The 18448-nt window shown below is 62.4% G+C and carries 24 protein-coding genes and 1 riboswitch; of the genes, 12 read left to right on the top strand and 12 right to left on the bottom strand.

Going from position 1 to position 18448, the window contains the following annotated elements:
- Nucleotides 1-77 precede the first annotated feature (77 nt).
- Nucleotides 78-914, top strand: a complete 837-nt coding sequence (locus ACX80O_RS14970) for a ParA family protein (protein ID WP_459333923.1) — start codon at nt 78-80, stop codon at nt 912-914.
- 69 nt (nt 915-983) lie between these two features.
- On the opposite strand, the gene ACX80O_RS14965 is transcribed toward ACX80O_RS14970, so the two are convergent.
- The 5 genes from ACX80O_RS14965 to gcvH form a co-directional block, all read right to left on the bottom strand.
- On the bottom strand, nt 984-1577 hold the full coding sequence (locus ACX80O_RS14965; protein ID WP_459308638.1) for a MerR family transcriptional regulator: 594 nt from the start codon (nt 1575-1577) through the stop codon (nt 984-986).
- Nucleotides 1578-1774: 197 nt separating this feature from the next.
- Nucleotides 1775-2281, bottom strand: a complete 507-nt coding sequence (locus ACX80O_RS14960; protein ID WP_459308637.1) for a bifunctional nuclease family protein — start codon at nt 2279-2281, stop codon at nt 1775-1777.
- An 11-nt stretch (nt 2282-2292) separates the two neighbouring features.
- Complete coding sequence (gene ftsR / locus ACX80O_RS14955) at nt 2293-3042, bottom strand: transcriptional regulator FtsR (protein ID WP_459308636.1); 750 nt, start codon at nt 3040-3042, stop codon at nt 2293-2295.
- A gap of 10 nt (nt 3043-3052) precedes the next feature.
- Nucleotides 3053-3547 carry an FHA domain-containing protein gene (locus tag ACX80O_RS14950; RefSeq protein ID WP_459333922.1) on the bottom strand — a complete coding sequence of 165 codons (495 nt, stop codon included), beginning with the start codon at nt 3545-3547 and terminating at the stop codon, nt 3053-3055.
- Between the two features lie 104 nt (nt 3548-3651).
- The gene (gene gcvH, locus ACX80O_RS14945) at nt 3652-4038 is read right to left on the bottom strand and encodes a glycine cleavage system protein GcvH (protein WP_459308633.1); all 387 of its coding nucleotides are present in this window, start codon (nt 4036-4038) and stop codon (nt 3652-3654) included.
- A gap of 147 nt (nt 4039-4185) precedes the next feature.
- On the opposite strand from gcvH, the gene ACX80O_RS14940 reads away from it, so the two are divergent.
- Nucleotides 4186-5232: an ATP-dependent DNA ligase gene (locus tag ACX80O_RS14940; RefSeq protein WP_459333921.1), complete on the top strand. Its 1047-nt coding sequence runs from the start codon at nt 4186-4188 to the stop codon at nt 5230-5232.
- Nucleotides 5233-5471: 239 nt separating this feature from the next.
- On the opposite strand, the gene ligD is transcribed toward ACX80O_RS14940, so the two are convergent.
- Nucleotides 5472-6494, bottom strand: a complete 1023-nt coding sequence (gene ligD / locus ACX80O_RS14935) for a non-homologous end-joining DNA ligase (RefSeq protein WP_459333920.1) — start codon at nt 6492-6494, stop codon at nt 5472-5474.
- Nucleotides 6495-6661: 167 nt separating this feature from the next.
- Nucleotides 6662-7333: a TetR/AcrR family transcriptional regulator gene (locus ACX80O_RS14930; RefSeq protein ID WP_459333919.1), complete on the bottom strand. Its 672-nt coding sequence runs from the start codon at nt 7331-7333 to the stop codon at nt 6662-6664.
- Nucleotides 7334-7397: 64 nt separating this feature from the next.
- Between ACX80O_RS14930 and ACX80O_RS14925 the strand changes: the two genes are divergently transcribed.
- From ACX80O_RS14925 to ACX80O_RS14915, 3 genes are all read left to right on the top strand, one after another.
- Entirely contained in the window at nt 7398-7643 is a 246-nt protein-coding gene (locus tag ACX80O_RS14925) for a hypothetical protein (protein WP_459333918.1), read from the top strand.
- Nucleotides 7640-8230 carry a DUF4386 domain-containing protein gene (locus ACX80O_RS14920; RefSeq protein WP_459333917.1) on the top strand — a complete coding sequence of 197 codons (591 nt, stop codon included), beginning with the start codon at nt 7640-7642 and terminating at the stop codon, nt 8228-8230. The genes ACX80O_RS14925 and ACX80O_RS14920 overlap by 4 nt, the downstream gene beginning before the upstream one ends.
- A 127-nt stretch (nt 8231-8357) precedes the next feature.
- A complete protein-coding gene (locus ACX80O_RS14915) occupies nt 8358-8549 on the top strand; it encodes a hypothetical protein (RefSeq protein WP_459333916.1) in 192 nt (63 codons plus the stop codon).
- 277 nt (nt 8550-8826) lie between these two features.
- Here the strand turns inward: ACX80O_RS14915 and ACX80O_RS14910 are convergent, their stop codons facing one another.
- Together ACX80O_RS14910 and ACX80O_RS14905 are read right to left on the bottom strand one after the other, a co-directional pair.
- The gene (locus ACX80O_RS14910; RefSeq protein WP_459308624.1) at nt 8827-9252 is read right to left on the bottom strand and encodes a DUF302 domain-containing protein; all 426 of its coding nucleotides are present in this window, start codon (nt 9250-9252) and stop codon (nt 8827-8829) included.
- A 37-nt stretch (nt 9253-9289) separates the two neighbouring features.
- Nucleotides 9290-9547: a metal-sensitive transcriptional regulator gene (locus ACX80O_RS14905; protein ID WP_019482538.1), complete on the bottom strand. Its 258-nt coding sequence runs from the start codon at nt 9545-9547 to the stop codon at nt 9290-9292.
- 126 nt (nt 9548-9673) lie between these two features.
- Between ACX80O_RS14905 and ACX80O_RS14900 the strand changes: the two genes are divergently transcribed.
- The 6 genes from ACX80O_RS14900 (at nt 9674) to ACX80O_RS14875 (ending at nt 14982) form a co-directional block, all read left to right on the top strand.
- Entirely contained in the window at nt 9674-10297 is a 624-nt protein-coding gene (locus ACX80O_RS14900; protein WP_459333915.1) for a rhodanese-like domain-containing protein, read from the top strand.
- Nucleotides 10294-11208, top strand: coding sequence for a sulfite exporter TauE/SafE family protein (locus ACX80O_RS14895; RefSeq protein ID WP_459333914.1), 915 nt, complete (start codon nt 10294-10296; stop codon nt 11206-11208). Before ACX80O_RS14900 ends, ACX80O_RS14895 begins: the two co-directional genes overlap by 4 nt.
- Before the next feature lie 90 nt (nt 11209-11298).
- The gene (locus ACX80O_RS14890) at nt 11299-11625 is read left to right on the top strand and encodes a rhodanese-like domain-containing protein (RefSeq protein WP_459333913.1); all 327 of its coding nucleotides are present in this window, start codon (nt 11299-11301) and stop codon (nt 11623-11625) included.
- A gap of 151 nt (nt 11626-11776) precedes the next feature.
- Nucleotides 11777-13180: an MBL fold metallo-hydrolase gene (locus ACX80O_RS14885; protein ID WP_459308619.1), complete on the top strand. Its 1404-nt coding sequence runs from the start codon at nt 11777-11779 to the stop codon at nt 13178-13180.
- A gap of 96 nt (nt 13181-13276) precedes the next feature.
- The gene (locus ACX80O_RS14880; RefSeq protein WP_459333912.1) at nt 13277-14560 is read left to right on the top strand and encodes an MFS transporter; all 1284 of its coding nucleotides are present in this window, start codon (nt 13277-13279) and stop codon (nt 14558-14560) included.
- A gap of 113 nt (nt 14561-14673) precedes the next feature.
- Entirely contained in the window at nt 14674-14982 is a 309-nt protein-coding gene (locus ACX80O_RS14875; protein ID WP_459308616.1) for a hypothetical protein, read from the top strand.
- A gap of 242 nt (nt 14983-15224) precedes the next feature.
- Here the strand turns inward: ACX80O_RS14875 and ACX80O_RS16700 are convergent, their stop codons facing one another.
- The 3 genes from ACX80O_RS16700 to ACX80O_RS14865 all read right to left on the bottom strand — a co-directional run bounded on the left by ACX80O_RS16700 (nt 15225) and on the right by ACX80O_RS14865 (nt 16747).
- Nucleotides 15225-15395 carry a DUF8730 family Cys-rich protein gene (locus ACX80O_RS16700; protein ID WP_525929873.1) on the bottom strand — a complete coding sequence of 57 codons (171 nt, stop codon included), beginning with the start codon at nt 15393-15395 and terminating at the stop codon, nt 15225-15227.
- A 316-nt stretch (nt 15396-15711) separates the two neighbouring features.
- Nucleotides 15712-16095 carry a DsrE family protein gene (locus tag ACX80O_RS14870; RefSeq protein WP_459308614.1) on the bottom strand — a complete coding sequence of 128 codons (384 nt, stop codon included), beginning with the start codon at nt 16093-16095 and terminating at the stop codon, nt 15712-15714.
- 157 nt (nt 16096-16252) lie between these two features.
- Nucleotides 16253-16747: a hypothetical protein gene (locus tag ACX80O_RS14865; protein ID WP_459308613.1), complete on the bottom strand. Its 495-nt coding sequence runs from the start codon at nt 16745-16747 to the stop codon at nt 16253-16255.
- 592 nt (nt 16748-17339) lie between these two features.
- Here ACX80O_RS14865 and ACX80O_RS14860 point away from each other — a divergent pair.
- Nucleotides 17340-17909 (top strand): dihydrofolate reductase family protein, encoded by a 570-nt coding sequence (locus ACX80O_RS14860; RefSeq protein WP_459308611.1) that lies wholly within the window; start codon nt 17340-17342, stop codon nt 17907-17909.
- Between the two features lie 348 nt (nt 17910-18257).
- Nucleotides 18258-18405: riboswitch (cyclic di-AMP (ydaO/yuaA leader) on the top strand.
- Nucleotides 18406-18448 lie beyond the last annotated feature (43 nt).

Raw genomic sequence — 18448 nt, 5'->3', positions numbered from 1 at the left:
GACGGCTGCGGCCCGGGATCCCCCTAGCGCGACCCCCGGCAGCCGCGTACACGAGATGTTAGGTATTGGTTTAAGAAGTGCAAGTAGTGAGCATCAGCAGCCTCAAAGGCGGTGTCGGCAAGACGTCTGTGACTCTCGGGCTGGCATCGGCAGCACTCGCCGCAGGAATTCCAACCCTGGTGGTCGATCTGGACCCGCATGCTGATGCCACCACGGGTCTGGGCGTGAGGTCGGCCGATCAGCTTGATATTGGTCGGCTGCTCAAGATCGCGCGCCGCGGCGATCTCGCAGCCAACGTGATGCCCAGCGGTTGGGTGGCATCAGCACTGGCGCAGAACCCGCCGTCGTCGGGGAGGAAGCCCATCCTCGACGTCGCCGTGGGCTCCGCCTATTCAGGCATCTACGACCGGCCGGATCTGGGAAGGCGCGACCTGCGCCGGCTTGCTACCCTGTTGTCCCGTCTCGAGGGCTACGGGCTGGTCCTGATTGACTGCCCGCCGTCGCTCAATGGGCTGACGAGGATGGCGTGGACGGCGAGTAACCGGGTGCTCCTCGTCGCGGAGCCGGGCCTGTTCTCAGTGGCAGGCACCGAGCGGACCATGCGCGCCATCGAACTGTTCAAGCGGGAGTTCGCGCCGAATCTGTCGACTGCCGGGATTGTTGCCAACCGGGTGCGCCCGGGCTCTAACGAGCACGCGTTCCGGCTGGCCGAAATGCGCCAGATGTTTGGGGACCTGTTGCTCAGTACCACCATCGCTGAGCAGGCCAATTGGCAGCAGATTCAGGGTGCTGCCCACTCGGTACATCATTGGCCCGGCGAATCGGCACACATTGCGGCCGGGTATTTCGACGAACTGCTGAAGAACCTCTTGGATTCCGGCCGGATGAGAAGCCGAGTCGCCCGACGCGCCTGATATCAGCCACTACACGGTTTGCGGTCGACCTGTGCGGTATGGCCCGCTGGGTGCGGGAAGGGCGTGGTGTTAGCTGATCTTGCGGGTGGCCCGGCGTTTGCTGAGCTCGTCGTCGGGGAAGTTCTGATCAACTGCATGCTCGCTGGGCAGGGCAGCAAGGCTACCTTCAACCTCGCGCCAGACCTTGCCAACAGCGATACCGAAGACACCCTGGCCGCCCTGGACCAGGTCGATGACTTCCTCGGCCGAGGTGCATTCGTAGACGCTGGCGCCGTCGCTCATGAGCGTGATTTGTGCGAGATCGTCGACGCCCCGTTCCCGGAGATGCTCGATGGCGGTGCGGATCTGCTGGAGGGAAACGCCTGTGTCGAGCAACCGTTTCACAACCTTCAAGACCAGGATGTCCCGAAAACCGTAGAGGCGTTGGGTTCCCGAGCCTGAGGCTCCACGGACGGCTGGTTCCACCAGACCGGTGCGGGCCCAGTAGTCGAGTTGGCGGTAGGTGATTCCGGCGGCCTTGCAGGCCGTTGGGCCACGATAGCCGGCATCCTCATCGAGAACGGGGAGGTCTTCGGTGAACAGGAGACCCTGTGCACTGGCCGGGATCCCGGATCCGGACGCAACCGCATTGGAACCCGGACCGGCTTCGCCTTTGGGACTCACGTGCTGCCTCCTCGTTCTGATGGCCGTGGAAAAACCTGAACGGTAGGCATTGGTCACACACCAGGACTATCAGGGTTTGCTCCCAAGTCTGCCTTGAGTTCGTGGGTAGTGCAATGGAACCGTATGCTTCGACGTTAGATTGCCGGGCACCCCAGGTCAAAGAGGTGGGGCTTTAAGAGTTTGGCGTGTCGGCCTTCTCAGCGCTCGAAATCTTCGGGTTCGACGTCCGCGAGGAACTCCCGGAACTGACGAAGTTCCCGTTCGGCGTTCACCGGTGGCTGCGCGGGGGTATCGTCGTCGTCGTCGACCGCCTCGGTAATCTCCACCCCCGCCTCATCCATTACCGACACCGCGCAGTAGATGGGGCACGGTACGCGGAGGGCGACGGCGATCGCGTCGGATGCGCGCGAGCTCACTGACGTACCATCGTCGAACACCAGTTCGGCATGGAAGACCGTGTCCTCCACGGAGATCAGCCGGACCTGACTCACCGCCCGGCCCAGGGCGTTGACCACGCTGACCAAGAGGTCATGGGTCATCGGTCGGGGCGGGATGATTCCTTGTTGCACGAAGGCGATGGCGCTGGCTTCGGGGGCACCGATCCAGATGGGGATGTGGCGTTCGCCTTTAGTTTCCTTGAGGAGCACCAGCGGCTGGTTTGAGGGCAGCTCGATCCGAACTCCGACAACTTCTACTTCAAGCATTGCGGGTCGCCTCAGCTATCCATGCGGGAAATGTGGCCCTGCACCAGTGCCGTGTGCAGGTTCAGGCACAACTCGCTGATTTCGCGGGCCATTTCAGCGGCGCGGGCCTTGGAAGCGACGTCCCGCCGGGAGGCGACCGGGGCGACCACCCGTTCGACGAGGCCCAGCTCGCGGTCGGCTGCGGCGCGGAAGGGGCGCAGATGACGGGGTTCAATCCCGTGGCCCTCGAGCAAGACGCACGCTCGGGTGATCCTCAGCGCGTGTTCGTCGAAGCGACCATCAACCGGGGCGATCAATCCGAACCCCACCAGGTCCAGCACCAGAGCATGTCTGGCGCCGGCCTCGGCGGTCAGTGTTTCAAGCGTCAGGGAACGGGTGTACGAGTGCAGGTCACGTGACATCTGGTCGGAGACCATCCGCGGAGACAGCGTCATGCCGCCCGGCAGCGACTCGGGTTTCTCACCGCGGTCAATGGCGTCGACGTAATCCTTGATGACCTTCAGCGGTAGGTACTGGTCCCGTTGTAACGCGAGGACAAAGCGTAGGCGCTCCACATCGTGCGGTGCGTACTTCCGGTAGCCGGCGCGGGTTCGCTGAGGAGAAATCAGTCCTTTTTCCTCGAGGAACCGGATTTTGGACGCAGTGATCTGCGGAAAGTCCCCGGACAGCTCGGTGAGGACCTCGCCAATGTTGAGCACATTGCCGTGGACTCGCTCGGGAGCGATTCCTACGGTGCGCCGCGCTGACTGGGGTGGGGGCATGCAGCGGGACCTATTCCTGTCCGCGAGGCTGAACTGGCGACTGCTGCTGTCCTGCGGTTTGTGCGGTGTAGAAGGTCAATCGGAACTTGCCGATCTGGATCTCGTTGCCATTGCGCAGCACAACACTGTCCACCCGGTCATGGTTGACGTAGGTGCCGTTCAGGCTTCGGGTATCCATTACCGTAAATCCGGCATCGGTGCGCTCAAACTGAGCATGCTTGCGGGACACCGTGACGTCGTCGAGGAAGATGTCGGCGTTCGGGTGGCGTCCGGCGCTTGTCACGTCCTGATCGAGGAGGAACCGTGCGCCAGCATTGGGTCCGCTGTGCGCGACGAGCAAGGCGGAGGCGCTGGGCAGCGCGGTGACCGCCGCCTGCTCTTCGGGGGACAGCTTCGGATCCACAGCGGAGGGCGCCAGTGCCGGGATGCCAATCGTTGTGGTTTCGGGCGACGGCGCCTTACTTTCTGTGCCGCCATACGTGGCCGCATTCTCGTTGCCAACCATGGTGTTCCTCCCCAAAATATGTGGCCAACCAGTCGAGAGACCGGTTGACCACCGTGTCCCTACAACGGTGATCTTGCCAGCTGCGCCGGACGAATCCGGTAGCTCTAGCCTACCTGCTGTGAGTAGTCCGATGAACTCAGCAGGTCATCCACCACTGCGGTATCCGCAACCTTGATCTCGAGGAGCCAGCCTTCACCGTAAGGATCAGAGTTAATCAGTCCCGGGTTGTCTTCCAGAGCCTCGTTGCGGGCTACCACCTCGCCCGTGACTGGTGCGTAGATATCGCTGACGCTCTTGGTGGATTCCACTTCTCCGACGACGTCGGCGGCGGTGAGCCGCGAGCCGGCCTCAGGCATCTGGACGTAGACCACGTCGCCGAGCGCGTCTTGCGCGAAGTCGGTGATACCGACGCGGACCACGCCGTCGCTGGTCGGCGGGGTCACCCATTCGTGCTCGACCGTGTAGTGAAGATTCTCGGGAACGTTGCTCATGGGCAGCCTTTCGTCGTACTCCGGTCTGACTGGGCGCGACGTCCTGCGGAGGCCACTGATCGAGTATAGGCATAGTGATCGAACGATGGGCAGGGGTGGACTGCCCAGGGACTACCCACAGGCCGCTGAGTGAGGAAAGATCGGATCATGACTGATCTCCCGTTCCCCGTTCAGCCCATGCTGGCCAAAGCCGTCAGCGATGTGCCAGAACCCGACAGTGTGGCCGGCGGCCTGCTGTATGAACCGAAGTGGGACGGTTTTCGCGCCATCATCCACCGCGATGGCGACACCGTCGACATCGGCAGCCGCGGCTCGAAGATGCTGACCCGGTATTTCCCGGAACTGGTCGAGGCGTTGAAAACGTCCCTTCCGGAGAGGTGCGTGGTCGACGGCGAAATTGTGGTCCGCACCGGCTCCCCCGGCAATGAACGGTTGGACTGGGAGGCACTGTCGCAGCGGATCCACCCCGCCGACAGCCGGGTGCGGCTGCTCGCCGAGCAGACTCCGGCCTCGTTCGTCGCTTTCGATCTGCTGGCGGCCGGCTCCGAGAACCTGATTAATTCCCCCTTCGCTGAACGTCGGGCGGCACTCGAACGCATTGGCGGCACGTTTACCGCGCCGATCCACCTCTCCCAAACCACCCGGGATGTGGAGCTGGCCCGTCGCTGGCTGGTCGAATTTGAGGGTGCTGGACTGGACGGCGTCGTCGCCAAGCCGCTGGGTGCCGGCTACGAGCCGGGCAAGCGCCGGATGCTCAAGATCAAGCACCACCGCAGCGCCGACGTCGTCGTCCTCGGCTACCGTGTCCACACCAGCGGTGCGGGCGTCGGGTCCCTGCTGCTGGGACTGTACGACGACGGCGAGCTGCGCAATGTGGGCGGCGCCTCGGCCTTCTCCAATAAACGGCGGCTGGAGTTGGTCGATGAGTTGGCGTCCGACGTCGTGCGCGACGCGGACGGGGAAGCAGTTCGTGGGGAGACGGATCGCAGCCGGTTCACTTCCAGTAAGGACGTGTCCTTTGTGCGGTTGCACCCGCGGCGGGTCATGGAGGTGAGGTACGACCAGATGGAAGGGTCGCGCTTTCGTCACACCGCCCAGTTCTCCCGGTGGCGGCTGGACCGCGACCCCGAGTCCTGCACCTTCGATCAGCTGGAGGTCCCGGCGGCGTACGACCTCAGCGAGGTGCTCGCCTAGCCTCTCCTTCCCTTTTGTCGCACATGTAGGACCTGGACCCGGAATTTGCGCAGTTGTGGCGGGTTGTCCGCGTCCGGCGCGCCGTCGTCGGGAGCCTTTGTGCAGCAGTGGCGGGTTGATCACGCCTCTACTCACCACAGCTGCGCAGGTGTTTCAGTACACCCGCCACAACTGCGCAGATACGGGGCCGGAGGTGCTGAATGCGTGGGTTCCGGCACTCATGGCCCCCGGCGGAGGAGTTACTTAGCCTTCTTTGCCCGACTGGGCTGGACGCGGGACGGCTCCCCCGGCATCTTCGGATAGTCCGGAGGGAAGGGCAGCTCGCCGAGTCCAGAGTCGAGGTCGCGCTGCCACCAGCCGAGTAGCTGATCGATGGAGCCTGGCTTGTCGTGGAAGCGGGCCCACGGATCGCCGGTGGTTTTCAGACGCTCGGGCACGGTCAGCACGGTGAAGAGTTTGGGATCGGCGCTCTCCAGTTCGTCCCACTCGATGGGGCAGGACACGGGGGCGTGGGCAAGAGCCCTGGGGCTGTAGGCGCCAGCAATGGTGCGGTCCCGGTTGGCCTGGTTGAAGTCGACGAACACCTTCTCACCCCGTTCCTCCTTCCACCATGCGGTAGTGACTGCGTCGGGCATGCGGCGTTCCAGCTCGCGGGCGGCTGCGATGACCGCGTGGCGGACATCGAGGAACTCCCGGACCGGCTCAATGGGCGCGAAAACGTGGAGCCCACGGTTACCCGAGGTTTTGATGAAGGCGGTAAGTCCGGCCTCCTCCAGCACCTTGCGCAGTTCGATGGCGGCGGGAATGGCGTCGTCGAAATCTGTTCCTGGCTGGGGGTCAAGGTCGATCCGCAGCTGGTCGGGGTTGTCCGAGTTGTCGGCCCGGGACGGCCAGGGGTGGAAGACGATTGTGTTCATCTGAGCAGCCCAGACCGCGGCGGCGGGTTCATCGATGACTAGTTGAGGGTGTGATCGTGCGCTCGGGTAGATGACGGGCACCGACCGGATGTACTCGGGTGCACCCTTGGGCGGGTTCTTGGAGAAGAACTGTTCGCCGCCGATCCCGTCCTTGAACCGCTGCAGGGCGAGGGGCCGGTCGCCGTTGGCGGCAACGAAGGCCTCCCCTACCTCGACAAGATATTTGGCCAGGTCGAGCTTGGTAATCCCCAGATCGGGCCATAGCTCCCGGCCGGGACTGGAGATCCGCACGTTGCGGGTGCCATGGGGTCCGTCAACGGACAGGACAGTTGCCTCAGATGCCATGCCTCCAACATACTCCCGCTCCTGGAGGGGCTCCACCGAGCGAGGACTGGCTCCGCGCGCGGAGCTCGCCGGGTTGGACGAGGCGATCCTCCGGCTGGAGCGTGCTGACCCGTCTCAGTCGGCGAGAGCCAACTTCTGGCCGTCCGATGTCCGTTCTCCCTTTGCGCTCACCGCCGGTTCGATGGCGGGAGGGTTTCTGCAATGCGCTCGATCCCGTCCAGGACGACACGCAAACCGATATCGAACGACGCCGTGAACGGGTATACCTCGGCCTCGGCGTACGCCGCAGCCAATTCTGCAACCCGCGGGAATCGCGCGAGGTCCATGCCTGCCACCACGTCTGCCGAGCTGTCTGGCACACCGGCGACCTCGAGCATCGCCTCCTGGAGCGAGAATCCGTAGACGAAGGCGTCGAGAATCGCGTACGCGTGGGCGGATGCTTCCAGCGAGAAGCCCGACGCTCGAAGTACGGCCAGCACTCCCTCATGGCGGGCCAAGGTCGCGGGCCCTGGGTGCGCGCGTGTTTCCATGACCGGCAATGCCCAACGATGCCGCGCGAGTGCCTCCCTCATCGACACGGACCGTCGTAGCAGCTCCTCTCGCCAGTTGCCCTCGGGATGCGGGAGGTAAACCTCGCCGAACACCACGTCGATCAGCGCGTCCAGCAACTCTTCCTTCGACGTCGTGTAGTGATAGATCGACATCGGGCGGACCCCGAGGCGCGCAGCGAGTTCGCGGATGGTGAACGCGCTGAGGCCCTCCCGATCCACCAACTCCAGCGCAGCGGCAACCACCTTCTCGTGGGTCAGCGTGTTACGCGGCGCTCTTGTGGTTGACATCTTCCCAGCTTATCGTACCATGTACTGTACAACGTACGATACGCATCACGGAAGGGCGTCAGTCATGACATTCAGCGATCCACGGGTTGCAGCAGCCACATTCATCCCGCCCCTGGCATCGATGACGGCGATCATGCAGCATCGTCGCGGTTCTCCGCACATCCCGCGACAGGTATTCGGCATCGCGCGAGACTCATTCGCCGATTACGCGGTCGAAAAGGCGAATCATCTGACCCCAGCCCCACCGGAACCCACTGACGTGGTCACCGGAAAGATCGCCATCCACCTCACCGCACAGGACCGTCCATGAACACATCACTCCGCACCTCCGCGCTCGTCGCGGGTATCTCACTTGCACTCATGGTGGTGCTCGCGCCTCTCGGGCTCATGATGGCACTGCCAACCGGCGCAACCGGCGCAGCAGCTCTCGCCGTCCTACTCATCGCGGCACTCGATGTGGTCGCAGCCGTTGCGCTCTACCCCCTCCTGAGGTCGGGGGGAACACTGCTGGCTCAGAGCGCCGTCGCATTGAGGATCGCTTATGGTGGGATTTTTGCCGTCGCCGCCAGCTCCCTATACCACCCCGCCGATGCCGAGCGCTTCCAGACGATATGGGATGCCGGGCTCTTCCTCTTCGGCCTCCACCTTGCACTTGTCGGCCTCGCAATCCTGCGGTCCCCTTCGATCCCATCCTGGATCGGCGTGTTCCTGCTCATCGCCGGCGCCGGCTACCTCATCGACTCGGCCACCATCGCGATCCTGCCCGGCAGCCCGACCTCGATCGGACAATTCACCTTCGTCGGCGAAGTTATTTTCCTGATCTGGCTGATCGGCTGGGGCGGTCGCAGATCGACCGTTCACTCTGCATCGCCCCAACCCTCGGATAGCGCAGTCTGAACGGTTTGTTTTCTCGAGAAAATGAACACAGTCAACAGTCCTGTTGGCTGGAAGAAGCATAACCACGAAATCCCCAACTCAGCATGAGTCAATCCCTCGCAGCGCGGGTTACGTTGCAACCGAGAATTTGACCCATCAACTCGTCCTTCTCGGGGTGATAGGAGTCTGGGCAGCGACTGCCGTGCCGATGGCCGGGCTGGCGTGGGTGATCGCGCCGTTGCTTGCATCCGGTTGGAATTCGCCCGTCGCCCTCGCTGGGTCCCTCATCATGCTGTTGACGGTGGGCATGGTCAGACGGCTCGCGCTGATTCTGATTTAGCGTCTATAGGAGCTCTTAGGTGGTCAGCCGTTCGAGCTGTCCTTGGCTGCGGGCTCCGCGTAACCCTCAGATAGGTTTGACGCGGGGGGCGCAGGTGGTTTTGTTGTCCCGATCGGCGCCCACTGTGGAACCCCACGACTCGGAAGGCTTCGGCACGCCGCTCTGGAGGCTCTCATAGCGCCTACCCGCTGTCTGGGGTGCCAGCAGCCGCGAAATTTCGTTACAGTTGAGGCAATCTGGCCTGGTGAGACTTGACTAACGTCCCATTCGGGTCTGGCTACGTCAACCCTTCCTGTGCGCCGTCGAGCCGCGCGAGGGCTTTACGGAGACGCTCATTGGCATCGCCGGCGATCTCCCGGACGGCCGGGGTGTCGCTGAGCTGAACCATAGTTTGAGGATCAATAGCCTCAATGGTCGTCTCACCTGCGCCACTGCCCCGGCGGACAACGACGTTGCACGGCAGCAGCACGCCGAGCTCCGGCTCGGCTGCGAGGGCACGGCTTGCCAGGGCGGGGTTGCAGGCGCCAAGTATCAGGTAGTCACCGACGGCGTCGGCCGATTCCTTGCCGAGTTTAGCTTCGAAGGTGGCGCGGACATCGATTTCGGTGAGGATTCCGAAGCCCTGTTCAGCAAGTGCGTCCCGGGTGCGCTGGACCGCTTCAGTCCAGGAGAGAGGAACAGTGACCGTGTGCGTGTAGCTCATGACGACTCCTTGTGCTGATTGGCTGATTTAGGGCGGTTCAGGCCAGGGACAAGAAAAGCTTTTCCAGGTCCTTCATGTCCATGCTTGCATCTTTACGGACGATGCACTGCTCCAGACCGCTGGCGATAATAGCGAACCCGGCACGGTCCAGTGCCTTCGAAACAGCGGCAAGCTGGGTGACGATGTCCTTGCAGTCCCGCCCTTCCTCCAACATCCGGGTCACAGCGGCGAGCTGGCCCTGGGCGCGTTTGAGCCGGTTGACCACGGGGGTTAACTCTGTTGAATCTAGTTGCATGTCGTCTCCGATAACAGGAATTGGTACTTCGATTATATACCCCAAGGGGTGTGTTGACTACCCCCCGGGGTATACGTATGCTCGGTGAGTGGCCAGTTTCATCACAACCGTCTCGAAAGGACATCCATGACTCCCCCATCCACCGCACCCACCGTCACTCCCCTTGCGCCCGAGATCTTGAGTTCCTGGATCGAAGAGCACCAGGATCTCGTGGTCATTGATGTCCGCTCCGCGGCTGAGTTCGAATCCATGCATATCCGTGGCTCGTACAACGTGCCCCTGCCGTTGCTATCTGAGCACACGGACGAGCTTGCTGCTCGGCTAGGTAGCCGCGTGGTCCTGGTGTGCCACTCCGGAGCCCGCGCTGAGCAGGCCCGACAACGCCTCGGTGGTTCCGGCATCACCACTGCTTATGTATTGGCCGGAGGCGTCCCGGGATTCGCAGCGGCGAAGGGAAATGTGGTCCGAGGCAAGGCCCGCTGGGATCTGGAGCGGCAGGTGCGCCTGAGCGCTGGTTCCCTCGTCATCCTCGGCTTGGCCGGGGGCAGGTTTGTCTCCCCGAAGATCCGGTTGCTTGCCGGTGTGATCGGCACCGGCCTGACTTTCTCCGCCGCGACAAATACCTGCGCTATGGGCCGGGCAATCTCGGCCATGCCCTGGAACAAGGCAGCAGAAGAGCCCACCCGTGAAAGCGCCATCCTCCAGTTCCCAGTCGGGTCCGGCGCGACGGTTGAGACCAAAGCGTCGTGACCGAGACCCTTGTCCTGGTCCTTGCCCTATCCGTGATGATTGGGCTCTCCCTTGGCGTCCTCGGTGGCGGAGGGTCCATCCTGACCGTGCCAATTCTGGTCTATGTGGCCGGTTTCGAGCCCAAGGAGGCGATTGCAGCGTCCCTGTTTGTCGTCGGCGTCACCTCTGCGGTGAGCGTTATCAGCCATGCACGCGGCGGACGTATTGTGTGGCGGACCGGATTGATCTTCGGCGCGGCTGGTATGGTCGGGGCTTTTGTCGGCGGACTGCTCGGCGGCCAGATTCCGGGCCAGATTTTGTTGATTGCTTTCGCAGTGATGATGGTGGCGACCTCCGTGGCTATGCTCCGCGGCAGAAAAAAGGGCCGCGGGAATGACCCAGCCGAACCGGTGAAGCACGAGCTTCCCCTGGGTCGGGTAGTGCTTGACGGCGCCGTCGTCGGCCTCGTCACCGGCCTGGTCGGCGCTGGCGGTGGATTCCTCGTCGTGCCCGCACTGGCGCTGCTGGGCGGACTGCCGATGTCTGTCGCTGTCGGAACCTCGCTGGTAGTTATAGCCATGAAGTCCTTTGCCGGACTCGCCGGTTACCTCACCACCGTACATCTGGACTGGGGTCTGACTCTGGCCGTGACGGCGGCTGCGATCGTGGGAGCTCTCATCGGATCCCGGCTCGCAGGTCGCATCCCGGAAGCCGCCCTGCGCAAAGCGTTCGGCTGGTTCGTCCTGGCTATGGGGCTTTTCGTCCTGACCCAACAGGCCCCAGCAGACCTCCGGCTGATCATCGTCGCGGCAACGCTAGCCCTGGCAGCGGCGGCCGCAACGATCTGCTGGTTCTTCGTGAGCTCTTGCCCACTCCGGAAAACCCACCGGACCAACCACGACCGGGACGGCCAGCCTTCACCGGCGGCCTGACCACGACAGAGTCAGCGAGCATCTGTAATTTGCTCCAGGGTGGCGAATCCATTCCCCAACAAACAGTTCAACTACGTGAAGGAGAAACTCATGGCTGAAATCACCATCAGCGAAACCAACCAACGTCGCAACGAAGCCCGGATCCTCGATGTCCGCGAAGACTTCGAGGTTGCCGAAGGTATTATCCCCGGCGCCCTCCACATCCCCATGGGCCAACTTCAGGACCGACTGTCCGAACTGGACCCCGCTATGCCCGTGATCGCCGTCTGCCGCAGCGGCAACAGATCGGCCCGCGCAGCTGACCTCCTCAACGGTGCGGGCTTCACCGCCGACACGATGGCAGGAGGCATGATTGCCTGGACCGAGACCGGACTCCCCACCGAGGCAAGCCCTCAGGAACCCGGCATCCTTTCCTAGCTGATGCCCCCGCTACGACACCCCCGTTCCGCAGGAAGACAAATCCTTAGTTTGGGCAACCCCTGTTGCCAGATACCCCCTAGGGTATTATTATTAGTATCGGAATAACGGGATTAACTCCCCCACCACCTCTTCACAAAGGAAGACACCAATGCTTATTGAGCGTATTTACGATGAAGACCTGGCGCAGGCCAGTTACCTGATCGGCTGCCAGGCCAACGGCACGGCCGTGGTTGTTGATGGCCGACGCGACATCGCGGTGTACCAGGAGTTGGCCGCGAAAAACGGCATGAAAATCGTTGCCGTAGCCGAAACGCACATCCACGCCGACTACCTCTCCGGCACCAGGGAACTGGCCGCCGCCACCGACGCGACCATCTATGTCTCGGGCGAGGGTGGACCGGACTGGCAATACGAATTCGACGGCGAACGGCTGTTTGACGGTGACAAGATCACCGTCGGCAACATCAGCATCCAGGCACTCCACACCCCCGGGCACACCCCTGAGCACCTGTCTTTTCTCGTGACCGACGGCGCATTCAGCGACCAGCCCGGCTACCTGCTCTCCGGCGACTTCGTCTTCTCCGGTGATCTGGGACGTCCGGACCTGCTGGACGAGGCGGCAGGCGGAATCGACACCCGGTTCGAGGGTGCCAAACAGCTCTTCGCCAGCCTGCGGGACAAATTCCTGACCTTGCCAGATTATGTCCAGGTCCACCCCGCGCATGGTGCCGGCAGCGCCTGCGGCAAGGCCCTCGGCGCCATCCCGTCATCGACGGTCGGCTATGAGCGTCTCTACGCTTGGTGGGGTCCGTACCTCACGGCCAACGATGAGGCCGGTTTTGTTGACGAGTTGCTCGACGGTCAGCCCGATGCCCACGCCTACTTCGAACGGATGAAGCGCGAGAACCGCGAAGGCCCAGCGATTATGGGCGAACGCGCCTCCCTGACCGAACTGGACCTTGCGGCCGTTGCCGAAGGCCTCGCCGAGGACACCTTGACCTTCGTCGACACGCGCTCTCACAGCAAGGTCCACGAGGCCACTGTGACCGGCTCCTTGAACATACCGGCTGGCAAGTCCGTGGCTAGCTATGGCGCATGGGTTGTCAACCCCGAATTCGACAAGAACCCCCTGGTGCTGCTCGCAGACGGAAGGGAACAGGCTCAGGAAATGTGGGATCATCTGGTCCGGGTTGGGATCGACAACGTCTCCGGCTACGTCACCACGCTGTCCGGACTCCCCATGAGCACCCCCCGCCTGATCCAGCCGGAGGAACTGGACACCTTCGATGCAGCCTTGGTGCTGGATGTCCGTAACCGCACCGAACACACGGCAGGGCACGTCCCCGGATCCAGCCAGCTGAGCGGTGGACGCGTCATGTGGCACCTCGACCAGCTGCCTGCCGAGGGTACCATCGTGACGTACTGCCAAAGCGGCGTCAGGAACTCGGTCGCCGCTAGTGCCCTGCGCCGTGCTGGCTACGACATCGTCGAACTCGATGGGAGCTACGCGGCCTGGGCTGAACACCAGAACCTGGCAGCCTCCGCAACATAACCGGACAGCACCAGAATCCACTCGTCGGCGGCGGTGGCCCGGGAAACCGGGTCGCCGCCGCCGACGTCCGACCGAGCCATACGGAGTGCGCAACAGATGACCGATCGCACCCCCTCCCGTCCACAATCCGGGACAGCCGGAAACATTGTTCTGGGTCTGCGACAAAATTTCGCCCAGTTTATGCTGCTCGTGGCGGTGAACGCCCTCGTCGGCGGCACCCTCGGCCAGGAACGCACCATACTGCCCCTCCTCGCGGAGGAAGTCTTCCACCTCGACCAGTACACGGCGGCCTTGACCTACATCCTCGCATTCGGTCTGGCAAAAGCGGCCACCAATTACTTCGCCGGTTCCCTTTCCGACCGTCACGGCCGCAAGCCCGTCCTGGTTGCTGGCTGGCTCATTGCCCTCCCGGTGCCGGTGCTGTTGATCTTCGCGCCCTCCTGGGAGTGGATTGTCGGGGCCAACGTAGTCCTGGGGATCAGCCAAGGTCTAACCTGGTCCACTACAGTGATCATGAAGATGGACCTGGTGGGTCCCGAACGTCGGGGTATGGCTATGGGTCTGAACGAGGCCGCTGGCTATCTCGGCGTCGCCAGCACAGCCCTCGCGACGGGTTACATCGCGTCCGAGTACGGGTTGCGCCCCGGCCCTTTCCTCCTCGGCGCAGCCTTCATCGCCGTTGGACTTGGCTTGTCTGTCCTGACCGTGCGCGAAACCCACCACCACGCCACCGCTGAAGCCGCCGCCCACGCACCGCTTCACGACGGGAACCACCCAGGGCTCAGTAACCGCGACATTTTCACTCTGACCAGCTTTCGCGACAGGTCATTGTCCTCGGTTAGCCAGGCGGGCATGGTGAACAACCTCAACGATGGCCTGGCCTGGGGCCTGTTCCCCGTTCTATTCGCCGCCGCCGGGCTCAGCATTGAACAAATCGCTGTCCTCGCTGCCACCTACCCAGCCGTGTGGGGGGCTGGGCAACTGATCACCGGGGCCCTCTCCGACCGGATCGGGCGCAAGCCGCTGATCGCTGGCGGCATGATCGTCCAGGCGGTGGCGCTTGGCATGGTGGCTGCGGGCCAGGACTTCGAGATCTGGCTGGCAGCGGCGATCTTGCTTGGCGCCGGGACGGCTATGGTGTACCCCGCGTTGCTGGCCGCCATCGGCGATGTTGCCCATCCGGTTTGGCGGGCGAGGTCCGTCGGTATCTACAGGCTGTGGCGCGACGGCGGCTTCGCAATCGGAGCGCTGCTATCCGGCATCCTCGCCGACGCCTATGGAATACCCACGGCAGTTGCCGTGATCGCCATTCTCACAGCAATCTCCGGTTTGGTCGTAGCCTTACGCATGCGCAGCACAGATCACCACCTCAGTGCGTGAAGGCCGGGCATTAACAGAAGGCTGACATCAGCTGAACCTTGGGAGGGCGAGCGATATACTGGCGGACCTGCTGCAAAGATCTATCACAGCTTTGAGTGAAGGAGAAGGCCCTCGTGGAATGTGAATTGCGCGTCATCACCGGCTGCCCCAATACAGAAGCCGCGCGAGCTTTGTTCGCACGGGCGCTTGCCCTCGAGTCCCTCGATGCCACGACGATACGCCTACGGGTAGTCAGCACCGATGGTCAAGCGAAGGCTCTGGATTTTCATGGTTCTCCAACCTTCGTCCTGGACGGTCAGGATGCCTTTTCGGCCTCAGGCGAACCGGCGATCTCCTGCCGGGTCTACAGCAACGGGATGGGCTTGGCGGGCCTGCCGGCAATCTCGGGCCTACGATCCGCCATCCGCGCAGCGAGGGACTGAGCGGCGGGCATAACTGCTGCCCCTAACCACACGCGGTGGAATCCCGACTGCGTGTGGTTAGGGGCAGCAGTTGCCGCAATCCTGGTTGTTGGCGATCACCCGGCGTTTCAATTCAGTGCCAGGCCACGGCGCCGTGTGAGGGGATCAAGTACGCCGACACCCGTGACACGCGCCGTTTCAGATAACGGCGAGTTTATTGGTGACACCGGATTTGAATTGGTTGCACAGATCTGGCCGCGATTTTACCGTCGCAGGAATAGCCGTGAGAAGATTCCTTCTTTTCCTTTGGCTTCCTTTACGTGGCCGCGACATTGCTGAGAACTTGGCACGCCCCGCATTACCTGATCGACGTGCTGGCCGCATCCTGCCCAGGTTGTCTTTCCGCATTGTTTACATGTCGTTGTCCGACACATGGTGCCTCCTAGTTCCGGGATGGTATACCCCCTAGGGTATCGGCTTGAATGAGGAAATGCAAGGACGCAGCACTTCCTCTGCATGGTCAGAAAGTTCCACCCACTTCAACCGCAGAGCTGGCAGCGGCAGAGGGCTCTTGGGGTGCAACGTTCGTTGAACCGATTCCGGCGTACAGTTCTTCGGCTGATTCAATTGAAGGACTAATACGGTCCTCAAATTCGAACGGAAGCAACGCCGCCCCGGCTTGACCGCCCTACCCACCACTCTTGAGATGCGGGTTGAGGACTCCTTCAACTGGCGCCGACGCTCGCGGACTCAGAGCCGAACGTAGGCCCATCCCTCCCACTGACGAGCTGCCAGGTGTGCAGTGGCAGCGGGCACTACGCCTACCCCCGGCAGCAATTGGTGCGACTCCACCTCGACCGAGCGCATGCTGTTTTCGCACGCCAGCACCCGCAGTCCTTTTTCGAGGACACCAGCAACTTCCGCAGTCAGTTCCGATCCCGCGGCCAGCAATGCCACACCACGTCCCTGGATGATGATCTCGATGGCCGTGCCGTCGGGGAGAGCGGCCATCGTATTGATCCCGCTGCGCAGGACGCTGGACAACCCGTCCAACACCCCCTGTCCCGCACCATGCAGCAGTACCCCGGGCGCGCCCGCTGCACTGGCTGTCAGCGAAAGTTTGTTAGTGGACATAGTGGTTCCTTTCTTGACGCCAAGCCCAGCTAGACGTCATGTGCGTTGGGCCCGGCTGTGCGTCGCCAGACACGTGCGACCCATTTGAAGTACACGCTAACCCAATTGCCCAAATGTATAAACGTTTTGTTGCGTGGAGGTACTACGGGCTGCGCAGCTATGTGCTTCGTGGTCTAACTTGCAGTGCAATGAGGATGACGGCGAAGCATGCTGCCAGGAGAACAAATTTCAGTACCGTGAAGGCTGACGCTATCGCCACCGTGCCCGGATCGACCGGAATCGCGGCGAACATCGTCTCGATGAGAATGTTCTCGGCGATGTCCACACACAGGTAAATTACCGGAATTGGCAGAAGCAACCACCTGATCCGTCGACGTGCTGTGAGGCGCCAGATGAGCAGGACCAGAGTAGCGGCGAAAACCACGGGGAACAGCACACCCCATAGGTAGTGCGCGGCGCCATACTGCTCATAAAGTTCGTCGGTCATAAGCGACTGGACCTGTCCCACGTACCCCGGCTGATATCCGGTCATGAACGTCTCCGGCATCGCGAGTCCGTCCAGTGCACGTTGTAATGACCCCAGTTGCAGTGCATTAAGCGCAGCAAACACGACGCTGACGAGGACTCCGGCAAGGATTGAGACCGGGACCACCCATGATCTCCGCCTCGGTCGGGATCCAGATTGCGCTATCGATGTGTGAGGCTCTTCGGATGATGATGGGTTGTGATCCGGGGTACGTGCCATGGGTCCAGTATGCGTCGCGGTGCGCGTAGGTGTCTCATAACCGGGTAATCCGACTACCATCTCAAGAAGAAGATCGAGGCAGCAGGGTAAGGGTCTATTGAGGCGTAGCCCCATAAGTAGGGTCAGAGCCCGGACAAGTCAGGAGTGGACGGATCACCGCGCGGCGCTAGCAGGAACCACTATCGCGATCTGCCCACTGGCAGCCACCGACGTCTCACCGGAGGCGACCACGGAGAGCGGTTGGCGGCCTGTCATTAAGGACGCACTTGGCCTGTATGGAAGTCACTCTCCGGCGAGCCATGGCTCCGCGCATTCGGTGACACGAGCCTACTCGCCATCGCTGCAGGCCGATCGCCGAATCAGTCGCGCGCTCGGTCTGCGGTCTGGTTCGCACCAGGACGGTGTTGAGCAGGTGCGATCGAGGCGCCGATGATAGGACCGCGCCGGCAGTCGTCTAGATTCGGTGCACGCGCGGCGCACATCAAGGAAGAGCAACGAGATGAGACCACTTCGATACTCGATCAACGTCACGCTCGACGGCTGCTGCCATCACGAGGCAGGACTCCCCCCGGACGAGGAATCGATGCGCTACTGGACCGCTGAGATGGAACGAGTCGATGCCCTGCTATTCGGCCGGGTGACGTACGAGATGATGGAGTCGGCGTGGCGGAAGCCGGCCGCGGGCCCGTGGCCCGACTGGATGGATGAGTGGGAAATCCCGTTCGCCGAGACTATCGACCGGGCGAAGAAGTACGTCGTGTCGAGCACACTGACTGGGGTCGATTGGAATGCCGACCTACTGCGAGGCGACTTGAGGCAAGCGGTTCAACAGCTCAAGCAGGAGCCAGGCAAGGGCCTGTACGTGGGTGGCGTGACGCTCCCCCTGGCGCTGGCGGACCTGGGACTGATCGACGAGTACGAGTTCGTTGTTCACCCGGTCCTTGCCGGACACGGGCCAATGTTGCTCGCCCGCCTGCGCGAGCGAATCCCGCTCAAGCTCGTGGATCGCCATGAGTTCCAGTCGGGAGCGGTCGCCCTGCGATACCGACCCACGCGAGCAACGGCTTGACATGATTTGTCCTGGGTGGTGGTCGCTGTCGACGCGCTGCCCATCCCGGCACTCCACCCCCACTACCGGGTCCCGCTTGCTGCCAGGCCACCGACGTCGACTTTCCTTTTTGCTTAAATGTCTATACATTATATGTCAGTCACTATTGGCGCGATGTTTCCGGGTGGGTCATGAACCGTCACCCGCGTTCGACAATCCGTTGCCGCGCCCTGCGCCGAATATTCCCGCCTGAGTAAATCGTTATGAGATTGTGACATAAGACCAAATTTCGTGTAGCTTGATGAGGTGCCCTTCAAACGATTCGGCACCCTTGGCCTATTACCGAACTCTGCCGCTGGCCAAGGTACGAAGATCAGAAAGCTCCGGCAGAGGCGGGGGAACCAATAACGGGTCCAACAGATCCTTGGGGTTAAGTCGTCCGGACATCCACATCCGGCGACCGGGTGGCTCCCACCCGAATCCGACAGCTCACCTCGTAGGTATTGGGAGAGGTAGACACATGTCAATAGGAAATACACGAGGCCGCCACCGGGCGAACT

Source organism: Arthrobacter glycogeni (assembly GCF_054511155.1).
Note: the sequence above shows the minus strand (reverse complement) of the source record. Positions and strands in the feature narration are given on the sequence as shown.